The organism is Vibrio sp. MMH1-50, from assembly GCF_022347645.1.
GTDB classification, from domain to species: Bacteria; Pseudomonadota; Gammaproteobacteria; order Enterobacterales; family Vibrionaceae; genus Vibrio; species Vibrio harveyi.
The window spans coordinates 47,944-58,208 of sequence record NZ_JAKRGG010000033.1 but is presented as its reverse complement, the minus strand read 5'-3'; the positions used below and the strand labels follow the sequence as shown (position 1 = coordinate 58,208).

The 10,265-nt window shown below is 43.8% G+C and carries 11 protein-coding genes; 7 read left to right on the top strand and 4 right to left on the bottom strand.

Translation table 11 applies throughout. From position 1 onward, the window contains the following. Nucleotides 1–181 (top strand): transketolase-like TK C-terminal-containing protein (locus MHO32_RS19855; protein ID WP_239212520.1); only part of this gene is annotated, 181 nt, incomplete at its 5' end. Nucleotides 182–231: 50 nt separating this feature from the next. Here the strand turns inward: MHO32_RS19855 and MHO32_RS19850 are convergent. After that, the gene (locus MHO32_RS19850) at nucleotides 232–468 is read right to left on the bottom strand and encodes a hypothetical protein (RefSeq protein ID WP_239213605.1); all 237 of its coding nucleotides are present in this window, start codon (nucleotides 466–468) and stop codon (nucleotides 232–234) included. Between the two features lie 199 nt (nucleotides 469–667). On the opposite strand from MHO32_RS19850, the gene epd reads away from it, so the two are divergent. From epd to mscS, 4 genes are all read left to right on the top strand, one after another. Next, complete coding sequence (gene epd / locus MHO32_RS19845; RefSeq protein WP_009698787.1) at nucleotides 668–1,705, top strand: erythrose-4-phosphate dehydrogenase; 1,038 nt, start codon at nucleotides 668–670, stop codon at nucleotides 1,703–1,705. 153 nt (nucleotides 1,706–1,858) lie between these two features. Then, nucleotides 1,859–3,019 carry a phosphoglycerate kinase gene (locus MHO32_RS19840; protein ID WP_005436484.1) on the top strand — a complete coding sequence of 387 codons (1,161 nt, stop codon included), beginning with the start codon at nucleotides 1,859–1,861 and terminating at the stop codon, nucleotides 3,017–3,019. A 155-nt stretch (nucleotides 3,020–3,174) separates the two neighbouring features. Further along, on the top strand, nucleotides 3,175–4,251 hold the full coding sequence (fbaA, locus tag MHO32_RS19835; RefSeq protein WP_005449757.1) for a class II fructose-bisphosphate aldolase: 1,077 nt from the start codon (nucleotides 3,175–3,177) through the stop codon (nucleotides 4,249–4,251). A gap of 456 nt (nucleotides 4,252–4,707) precedes the next feature. After that, nucleotides 4,708–5,574, top strand: a complete 867-nt coding sequence (mscS, locus tag MHO32_RS19830; RefSeq protein ID WP_005436480.1) for a small-conductance mechanosensitive channel MscS — start codon at nucleotides 4,708–4,710, stop codon at nucleotides 5,572–5,574. Nucleotides 5,575–5,636: 62 nt separating this feature from the next. Here the strand turns inward: mscS and MHO32_RS19825 are convergent, their stop codons facing one another. Then, nucleotides 5,637–6,119 (bottom strand): YbaK/EbsC family protein, encoded by a 483-nt coding sequence (locus tag MHO32_RS19825; RefSeq protein ID WP_239213594.1) that lies wholly within the window; start codon nucleotides 6,117–6,119, stop codon nucleotides 5,637–5,639. A gap of 24 nt (nucleotides 6,120–6,143) precedes the next feature. Beyond that, nucleotides 6,144–6,773 carry a LysE/ArgO family amino acid transporter gene (locus MHO32_RS19820; protein ID WP_017189102.1) on the bottom strand — a complete coding sequence of 210 codons (630 nt, stop codon included), beginning with the start codon at nucleotides 6,771–6,773 and terminating at the stop codon, nucleotides 6,144–6,146. Between the two features lie 141 nt (nucleotides 6,774–6,914). Between MHO32_RS19820 and MHO32_RS19815 the strand changes: the two genes are divergently transcribed. Further along, complete coding sequence (locus tag MHO32_RS19815) at nucleotides 6,915–7,811, top strand: LysR family transcriptional regulator ArgP (RefSeq protein ID WP_239213592.1); 897 nt, start codon at nucleotides 6,915–6,917, stop codon at nucleotides 7,809–7,811. Between the two features lie 254 nt (nucleotides 7,812–8,065). Continuing rightward, on the top strand, nucleotides 8,066–8,761 hold the full coding sequence (locus tag MHO32_RS19810) for an oxidative stress defense protein (protein ID WP_009698785.1): 696 nt from the start codon (nucleotides 8,066–8,068) through the stop codon (nucleotides 8,759–8,761). A 73-nt stretch (nucleotides 8,762–8,834) separates the two neighbouring features. Here the strand turns inward: MHO32_RS19810 and serA are convergent, their stop codons facing one another. Next, entirely contained in the window at nucleotides 8,835–10,064 is a 1,230-nt protein-coding gene (gene serA, locus MHO32_RS19805; protein ID WP_239213589.1) for a phosphoglycerate dehydrogenase, read from the bottom strand. Between the last annotated feature and the right edge of the window lie 201 nt (nucleotides 10,065–10,265).

Genomic DNA, 10,265 nt, shown 5'->3' with positions numbered 1-10,265 from the left:
AACTGCACGTATCGCTGTAGAAGCTGGCATTGCAGACTTCTGGTACAAGTACGTTGGTTTCGACGGTCGTATCATCGGTATGACAACATTCGGTGAATCAGCACCGGCTGACCAACTGTTCGAAATGTTTGGTTTCACTGTAGAAAACGTAGTGAACACAGCAAAAGAACTATTAGCGTAATTTAGCGCTAGAAATGAAAAACCGAGCATTAGTGCTCGGTTTTTTTGTGCCTATTCAAATTCGTTTCCCCAGTTATCCTTCTCTTTGTGTCCACATTCCTTACAAGTGACATAACGATCCATATCGTAATAGTGACCGCCGTTTATCAGGGTATGAGCCCAAAGTTTTAAGGTTCCAAGAATCGATTTATCCGTATCGTAACTGCTTGGTTTACGGACCAGCACCTCTGAGTGTGGTGTTTCTCTATTGCATCGCTTGCAAAAGTGAGCAGTGGAAAAACCTGACATACGCATTTCCTTTTGGTGGTCAAACAAGGAGTTAAAATGCCAAGCGAAACATGCGATGTCAGAAATCAATATATTAGTGAAATGAATATTTCGGGAAGTGAAAAGATAGTTTACCGCGAGGGAGATCACTTACTTAATGCGTTCAGTCTTCGTATCAGGTACTATCTGTGACACGAATTTTTGGTGAGGCGAAGGATAAATGCTAAAAGTTGCGATCAATGGATTTGGACGTATCGGTCGTAATGTACTGCGAGCAGTATACGAGAGCGGTAAGCACCAGCAGATCAAGGTTGTTGCAGTTAATGAACTGGCTCAACCAGAAGCGATGGCACATCTTCTTCAGTATGATACTAGTCATGGTCGCTTCGGAAAGAAAATCTCGCATGACCAAGAACACCTCTACGTTCACCACGACAGTGGCGAATACGATCCAATTAGAATCCTCCACCTTGCTGAAATCGAACTTTTGCCATGGCGTGACTTAGAAGTCGATATCGTACTGGATTGTACTGGCGTCTTCGGCTCACAAGCTGACGGACAAGCCCATATTGAAGCGGGGGCTCATAAAGTTCTGTTCTCACACCCTGGCGCAAGCGATCTCGATAACACCATTATCTATGGTGTGAACCACGAAACTCTCAAAGACGAACACCGCGTGGTGTCGAACGGCTCATGCACCACCAACTGTATTGTCCCTATCATCAAAGTTTTGGACGAGGCGTTCGGCATAGAGTCGGGTACTATCACAACGATTCACTCTTCAATGAACGATCAGCAGGTTATCGACGCTTATCACAATGATTTACGTCGCACTCGTGCTGCCAGTCAATCGATTATTCCGGTGGACACTAAGTTGCATAAAGGAATTGAAAGAATCTTCCCGAAATTTTCTAACAAATTTGAAGCAATTTCGGTTCGAGTTCCAACAGTTAACGTCACTGCGATGGATTTAAGTGTCACAATTAGTACAAATGTGAAAGTTAATGACGTAAATCAAACCATTGTTAACGCATCTCAGTGTACATTACGTGACATTGTTGACTATACTGAATCGCCACTCGTTTCCATCGACTTTAATCACGATCCCCATAGTGCAATTGTGGATGGAACTCAGACAAGAGTGAGTAACGGGCAACTCGTAAAAATGCTCGTTTGGTGCGATAACGAATGGGGCTTTGCTAACCGGATGCTGGATACCGCTTTAGCAATGCAAGCTTCTTCACAGGTGGAGCAATAAGAGTGAATAAGCGATGGAGAAAATTTTTATTTCAAGCCTTGAAATAAATCTGACGTATCTCCATATCAATAACCAGTTTGAAGAATTAACGGGCTTGGCAGGATTGCCGAGTTTTTAAAAACTTTAATTATTTAATATTTGAGAGGACACATCATGTCTGTAATCAAGATGACTGACCTGGATCTTGCAGGTAAACGTGTATTTATCCGTGCTGACCTAAACGTGCCAGTAAAAGACGGTAAAGTAACTTCAGATGCACGTATCATCGCATCTCTTCCAACTATCAAGCACTGTCTAGAAGCTGGTGCTAAAGTTATGGTTACTTCTCACCTAGGTCGCCCAACTGAAGGTGAATACGCAGAAGAGTTCTCTCTACAACCAGTAGTTAACTACCTAAACGACGCACTAGACTGCGAAGTTAAACTAGCGAAAGACTACCTAAACGGTCTAGAGCTAAACGCTGGTGAACTAGTCGTTCTTGAAAACGTTCGCTTTAACAAAGGCGAGAAGAAAAACGAAGAAGAACTATCTAAGCAGTACGCTTCTCTATGTGACATCTTCGTAATGGACGCATTCGGTACAGCTCACCGTGCACAAGCATCTACTCACGGTGTTGGTATGCACGCAGACGTAGCATGTGCTGGTCCTCTACTAGCAAACGAACTAGAAGCACTAGGTAAAGCAATGGACAAGCCTGCTCGTCCAATGGTTGCTATCGTAGGTGGTTCAAAAGTTTCTACTAAGCTAACTGTTCTTGAGTCTCTATCTAAAATCGCTGACCAACTAGTTGTTGGCGGTGGTATTGCTAACACATTCATCGCAGCTGCTGGTCACAACGTTGGTAAGTCGCTATACGAAGCAGACCTAGTTGAAACAGCGAAGAAGCTAATGGACGAGTGTGCAATTCCAGTAGCAACTGACGTTGCATGTGCGAAAGCATTCGATGAGAACGCAGAAGCTGAAATCAAGCACGTTTCTGAAGTACAAGACGACGACATGATCTTCGACCTTGGTCCAGATTCAACTGCTGAACTAGCAGAAATCCTTAAGAACGCTAAGACTATCCTTTGGAACGGTCCAGTAGGCGTATTCGAATTCAAGAACTTCGAAGCAGGTACTAAAGGTATCTCTGAAGCTATCGCAGCTTCTGAAGGTTTCTCTGTTGCAGGTGGTGGTGACACGCTAGCAGCTATCGACAAGTTCGGTATCAAAGCTGACGTATCTTACATCTCTACTGGCGGCGGCGCTTTCCTTGAGTTTGTAGAAGGTAAAGTACTTCCAGCAGTTGAAATGCTAGAAGCACGCGCTAAGTAATAATCGCAAAGCGGGGGAGTCATCTCCCGCTTTCTTGTTTGCTGCAACGAGAGTGGAACTCTGCTAGAATAGCCTCAGTTGTGAGCAAACGTTTGCAAGATTTTTCAATTTAACAAGTTTTGTTTAAAAAACGACAGATAAATAGGATTACATCCATGTCTAAGATCTTCGACTTCGTAAAACCAGGTGTTATCTCTGGCGATGACGTTCAGAAAGTATTTGAAGTAGCAAAAGAAAACAAATTTGCTCTTCCTGCAGTAAACGTTGTTGGTACTGATTCTGTAAACGCAGTACTAGAAGCAGCTGCAAAAGTTAAAGCTCCAGTTGTTGTTCAGTTCTCTAACGGCGGTGCTGGTTTCTTCGCTGGTAAAGGCGTGAAACTTGAAGGTCAAGGTGCTCAAATCCTTGGTGCTGTAGCTGGTGCTAAATACGTTCACACTGTAGCTGAAGCTTACGGTGTGCCAGTAATCCTACACACTGACCACGCTGCTAAGAAACTTCTTCCATGGATCGACGGTCTACTAGACGCTGGTGAAGAGTTCTTCGCTCAAACTGGTAAACCTCTATTCTCTTCTCACATGCTAGATCTTTCTGAAGAGTCTCTAGAAGAAAACATCGAAACATGTGCTAAGTACCTAGAGCGCATGGCTAAGATGAACATGACAATCGAGATCGAACTTGGTTGTACTGGTGGTGAAGAAGATGGCGTTGATAACTCTCACATGGACGCATCTGAGCTATACACTTCTCCAGAAGACGTTGCTTACGCATACGAGAAACTAAGCGCTGTTTCACACCGCTTCACTATCGCAGCTTCTTTCGGTAACGTACACGGCGTTTACAAGCCAGGTAACGTTGTTCTAACTCCAACTATCCTACGTGACTCTCAAGCATACTGTGCAGAGAAGTTCGGTATCGCACCAAACGCTCTAAACTTCGTATTCCACGGTGGTTCTGGTTCTACTGAAGCAGAAATCCAAGAGTCTATCGGCTACGGTGTTATCAAAATGAACATCGATACTGATACACAGTGGGCAACTTGGGATGGTATCCGTCAGTACGAAGCTGACAACCACGATTACCTACAAGGTCAAATCGGTAACCCAACTGGCGAAGACGCTCCAAACAAGAAGTACTACGATCCACGCGTATGGCTACGTGCTGGTCAAGCTTCAATGGTAGCTCGCCTAGAGAAAGCATTTGCTGACCTAAACGCAGTAGACGTACTATAATTCGTCTCAACTGAGTTTCTAAAAACCCGCTCTTAGAGCGGGTTTTTTTATGTCTAAACAATGAGACAAATCCTATTCTTCCTCTGCGTGCAATTGATAACTTAGTCAGCTGCTATATGATCGCCTCACTTCATATCCCTTCATGTTGGTACAAATTTCGAAACTCAGCGCATTTCCGCATCAAGTGGCAGAAAACCAAGTAAAAAGTGTGGCGGAATGTAAATCCATTGCGTACTCTGTAACATGCCGGTATCAGAAAATTCTGATAAAGCTTTGTTTTGTAGGTCTTTGCTAAACTCTGACTTTGCAAAATTTCAGTTTTGAGATATTGTGCCAAAAATCTGACACTGTTCAGGAAAACAATAGGGATGTTGTTGTGAATAAGAACCTATAAAAAACAAGGTTCATAAATTAACGGCAATTAGATTTAATATCTTTATTTTGAGGATACGAATTATGGCAGGTGAATCGATGGGTATCGATACCTCTTTAACAGATGGTTTGAGCAAAGCTGAAACATGGCTAAATAACAACTCAGATCTTCTTATTCAATACGGTGTGAACATCATTTCTGCATTGCTGATCCTATTTATCGGTAACATTATCGTTAAAGCGGTAGCAAACAGCGTTTCAAAAGTGCTTGAAAAGAAAAAGATGGACAAAGCTGTTGTTGAATTCGTCAATGGTTTAGTTCGTTACCTTCTATTCGTTATCGTACTTATCGCGGCACTAGGTCGTGTCGGTGTTCAAACTGCATCTGTAGTTGCGGTAATCGGTGCGGCAGGTCTCGCTGTTGGCCTTGCTCTACAAGGTTCACTATCTAACTTCGCTGCGGGCGTACTGATTGTTGCATTCCGTCCATTCAAGTCTGGTGACTACGTAGAAATTGGCGGTGTAGCGGGTAGTGTTGAAGCAATTCAAATCTTCCAAACTGTACTAAAAACACCTGACAACAAAATGGTTGTTGTACCGAACTCATCAGTTATCGGTGGTGCAATCACTAACTACTCTCGCCACGCTACGCGTCGTGTAGACCTAGTTATCGGTGTTTCTTACAGCGCTGACCTTAAACAAACTAAGCAAGTTATCCGTGATGTGCTAGAAAAAGATGAGCGTATCCTTAAAGATCCAGCAATCCAAATTGGTGTGCTGGCTCTAGCTGACTCTTCAGTAAACTTTGTGGTTCGCCCATGGTGTAAAACAGCGGATTACTGGGACGTTTACTTCGATTCTACTCAAGCAATCAAAGAAGCGTTAGACGAAGCAGGCATCGAAATTCCATTCCCACAAATGGATGTTCACTTGAACAAAGTAGAAGCTTAATCACTTCGATTGAGAACATAAAAAGCGAGGCGTTTGCCTCGCTTTTTTTATCTCTAGCGCTTTTATATTTCTAATAAAGTATTACTGCCGGCTAGGAGTAGTCGCTTGAGTTCTTTGCCTGCAAAACCGAAAGTCGATTCGGGTAAACCCGGGGTATAGAGCAATTCTTCATGTTGATAAAGTGCAGTATCCACAATGATAGTGACATGCTCTGGTAACCCTATCGGACAAACCGCACCGGGTACGCAGCCTAGTTGTTCGATCATTTCATCATCACTACAAATTGAAGGTCGTTTGCCGGTAATGGTTTTGATTTGTTTAGAGTCTAAACGCGAGTCTTTGTCGGTCAAGTATATGGCGTAACCTAACCCTTTCAGTTTGAGAAAAAGGCTCTTGGTGTGAGTGCCTGTCCAGCCGAGTTCAGCGGCAACTTTGATATCGGTTTCAAAGTCGAGAATGGCTTCATGCTGCCATTCTCGAAAGGGGATGGAGAGCGCACTAAACCGCTCTCGATTGAGTTGGTAGATTTTCTGGGGTGACTCCATGTCGTATTTCTTTCCTATTTTTCTTTACCAGTATTGGGTGATTAGCTCATTTGCGAGAGCAAAAGCGATAGTAAACATCATAACGGCAACCGCAATATCGATGCCTTTTTTCACTTTTGGTTTTGAGAGCGTCGGACCTAATTTCGCCGCACCTAATGACAGCGTGTAGAACCACGCAAATGATGCCATGATGGTTCCCATTGCAAATGCGATGCGATCGTTGCCTTCGAACTGACCACCGATGGATCCCAAGATCACCACAGTATCCAAGTATAGGTGTGGGTTCAAAACGGTGACGGCAAGTGCGCCAAGAATTACAGTGCGACGACCGCGTGCGACCACTTCACTTTTTGACTCCGATGCATCAGATGGTTTGAATGCGCTCTTTAGTGACAGCAAACCGTAAACGCTCAAGAAAGCGATACCACCTAATGTCACCGATGTCAGTAGGATTTCATTTTGCGACAGGATCGCACCGCCACCGAAAATACCGAGCGAAATGAAGATCATATCTAGGATGCTACAGATAGTCGCAGTCGTCAGGTGATGTTGACGCTTAATACCTTGGTTAAGGACGTACGCATTCTGCGCACCGATTGGAATGATCATCGTCGCACCTAAACCGAATCCTTGTAATAACACCCAAAAGCTCACAACACACCTCAAAAATTAGCAATAGAACAACAGAGAAATGGAAGATAAAGCTTTTATTGAAATAAGTATAATTAATGATTTTAATATATTATTAGTGTTACTTATCTTGTGTGTTTGACGTTTGTTAGGGAGGAAAAGCACGTGCGAGGATTGGATTATAAATGGATAGAAGCTTTAGATGCCGTCGTGCATCAAGGCAGTTTTGACCGAGCAGCAGAACACTTATTTGTTTCACAATCAGCTATTTCCCAGCGAATTAAACAGCTCGAAAAGTATCTTGCTCAACCTGTACTTATCCGTGAGCAACCACCAAAGCCGACACCGATTGGTAAGAAGTTACTTGGACTATATCGCCGCGTTAGACTTCTAGAGCATGAAATCCTCCCTGAACTGAAGAACGACACTACCACTCGCCCTGTACAACTCTCCTTGGCGACTAATGCAGATAGCCTCGCAACATGGTTGTTACCTGCGCTGCAGGATGTAATGAAGCATCGCCAAGTGGAGCTTAAGTTAACCATCTACGGTGAATCGCGCTCAATTGAAAAGCTAAGAAGTGGTGAGGTTGCAGGGGCTCTCAGTTTGGAATCTCAAGCCATCCCGGGCTGTCGTGCCGACTATCTCGGTCGCATCGATTATGTCTGTGTCGCCAACCCAGAATTTTATCAACGCTATTTCTCTGAAGGGGTTAACAATCAAACACTCGCGAAAGCGCCGGCGGTGTCTTACGACCAATATGATGATCTGCATAAGAAGTTTTTGACTGAACATTTCAACGTAAGACCTGACAGTGTCATTCATCACAACATTAGTAGCTCAGAAGCTTTCCTCAAGATGGCGTTAGCAGGTGTGGCTTATTGTTTGATTCCTCGATTACAGATCACCGATGAATTAGAAAATGGTAAGTTGATTGATATTACGCCGGGTTTTTTGATGTCCTATCGAATTTACTGGCACCACTGGCAGTTAGAAACGGGGGTTCTTCAAGAAATTTCACAAGCGATTATTGGTTACGCTCAACAACATTTACCGCAATAAGTTCCCAGTTGGCTCGCGTTTTAAGTTGAAATTACTGTGAAGTAACACAGTCAAAGTTGTGTTAGAAGTCGCGTAGGGCGCTTGGATAATTGACAGAAGTTTCTATGATGAGTCTATATACACTCCAGTTTATTGGTGTCTCTCCTCGTTGAAGCTAGGATACCAACTCAGTTGCTACAGTATTCACCGAATCTCTCGAGATGAGATCTGGCACTGGAGTGACCTTAATCTTTCAAAACGGATGGATTTGTCGAATGAAACTGTCTTCATGTTTATTGGCGTCTGCATTAAGCCTTACCAGTATTTCTGTGTTTGCGAGCGATGTACCAAGTTTTGCCCATGTATCAACCACTGGTTACGGTGAGGTAGTTGCAACACCAGATATGGCTACTTTTTCTGTGAAGGTAGTTGATACGACAATGACAGCAGAGCAAGCGAAGCAATCGGTCGACAATACAGTTGATGCGTTTCTTAAGAGCCTTGCAGATGCAGGTTTATCAAAAGATAACATTACTAGCTCAAACTTATACTTGGCTCCACAATATCACTACCCAAAATCGGGCAAGGCGGAACTTGTGGGTTACCGTGCATCACGTAGCATTGACGTGACGGTCAATGATCTTGCGAACTTGAATGAGTACTTGGACATGGCGCTGAAAGCCGGCATCAACCAAGTCGACAATATTCAGTTAAAAGTGAGCAACCAGTCTGAATATCAGCAAAAGGCACGCATGGCAGCGATTAAAGACGCGCAGAGTAAAGCTGCCTCATTAGCGACCGGATTTGATAAGAAGTTAGGAGACGTTTGGCAGATCAACTATAACCAAATGCATGCTCGCCCGGTATTGATGCGTTCAATGGCAATGGATGCAAGAGAAAGTACAAACAGTTACCAAGACTCTACACTCGTGATTCGTGACCAAGTGGATGTGGTTTACAGGCTGAAATAATGCTTAAGTAAATACGGACGAATAAAACGAAAAAAGGCAGGGAATCCCTGCCTTTTGTGTTTGTTCAAATAGATTAGTGAAGGATACGAGCACGGATTGTGCCTTCGATGCCTTTTAGTTTCACTAGTGCTTCTTCTGCGCGAGAAGTCTCAACGTCGATAACTACGTAACCGATCTCAGCGGCAGTTTGTAGGTACTGACCTGCGATGTTGATGCCGTCTTCAGCAAAGATGGTGTTGATTTGCGTCAGGATACCAGGGCGGTTTTTGTGGATGTGTAATAGACGTGAACATTCACGATGCTCAGGCAATGATACCTCTGGGAAGTTCACACTTGATAAGGTTGAACCGTTGTCAGAGTATTTCGCTAGTTTACCAGCAACTTCAACACCAATGTTTTCTTGCGCTTCTTGCGTTGAACCACCGACGTGCGGAGTTAAGATTACGTTGTCGAACTTCTGCAGTGGAGACTCAAACGCATCGGCGTTAGTTTTCGGCTCTACAGGGAACACGTCAATCGCTGCTCCTGAGATATGACCAGATTCTAAGCTATGACATAGAGCAGGGATGTCTACCACGGTACCGCGCGCGGCGTTGATAAAGATAGCGCCCGGCTTCATGCGAGCAAACTCTTCTTCGCCCATCATGTTCCTGGTTTCTGGTGTTTCTGGTACATGTAGAGAAATCACGTCACACTTGTTCAAAAGCTCACTCATAGTGAACACTTGCGTAGCGTTACCTAGCGACAATTTGTTTTCAATGTCGTAGTAGTAAACGCGCATCCCCAAGTTTTCTGCAATGATACCCAACTGAGTACCGATGTGACCGTAACCGATGATGCCCAGACGCTTACCACGTGCTTCGTAAGAACTGTCTGCACTCTTCTTCCAAATACCACGGTGCGCTAGTGCGTTCTTTTCCGGAATACCACGAAGAAGGAGTAGGATCTGACCTAATACTAGTTCAGCAACACTGCGCGTGTTTGAGAATGGTGCATTAAAAACAGGAATACCACGGCTTGCTGCCGCGCCTAAATCAACTTGGTTGGTACCAATACAAAAACAGCCAATTGCAACTAGCTTGTTCGCTGCATTGATCACTTCTTCCGATAAGTTCGTTCGAGAACGGATACCGATGAAGTGCACGTCTTTTACTGCTTCAATCAGTTCTTCTTCCGGAAGGGAACCTTTGTGATATTCAATGTTGCTGTAGCCAGCTGCTTGAAGAACTTCAACTGAAGAAGGGTGGAGTCCCTCTAGCAAGAGGATCTTAATCTTTTCTTTTTCCAGTGAAACTTTGGCCATTTTTCTCGTCCTTAAAATGGAAAGGTGGGCTAATGTGGCGCACATAAAGCAAAACTATTAAAAAGGGGATAATTAACAGTTTTGTCGGAAGACAAACGTTTCCTTGTGCGTCTTCTGTTCAATAAAGTAACAAAAAATTTTTGCTTTGGGTAAGAAAATTACGGAATAAGGCATGCTTTTCTTAGAAAAAGGAAGAAAAAA

What these genes read in the sequence shown, in the direction of transcription:
- MHO32_RS19825 (WP_239213594.1), bottom strand. Translation starts at nt 6,119, where the DNA reads ATGGAGTCACCCCAGAAAATCTACCAACTCAATCGAGAGCGGTTTAGT.
- fbaA (WP_005449757.1), top strand. Translation starts at nt 3,175, where the DNA reads ATGTCTAAGATCTTCGACTTCGTAAAACCAGGTGTTATCTCTGGCGAT.
- mscS (WP_005436480.1), top strand. Translation starts at nt 4,708, where the DNA reads ATGGCAGGTGAATCGATGGGTATCGATACCTCTTTAACAGATGGTTTG.
- MHO32_RS19840 (WP_005436484.1), top strand. Translation starts at nt 1,859, where the DNA reads ATGTCTGTAATCAAGATGACTGACCTGGATCTTGCAGGTAAACGTGTA.
- MHO32_RS19810 (WP_009698785.1), top strand. Translation starts at nt 8,066, where the DNA reads ATGAAACTGTCTTCATGTTTATTGGCGTCTGCATTAAGCCTTACCAGT.
- epd (WP_009698787.1), top strand. Translation starts at nt 668, where the DNA reads ATGCTAAAAGTTGCGATCAATGGATTTGGACGTATCGGTCGTAATGTA.
- MHO32_RS19850 (WP_239213605.1), bottom strand. Translation starts at nt 468, where the DNA reads ATGTCAGGTTTTTCCACTGCTCACTTTTGCAAGCGATGCAATAGAGAA.
- serA (WP_239213589.1), bottom strand. Translation starts at nt 10,064, where the DNA reads ATGGCCAAAGTTTCACTGGAAAAAGAAAAGATTAAGATCCTCTTGCTA.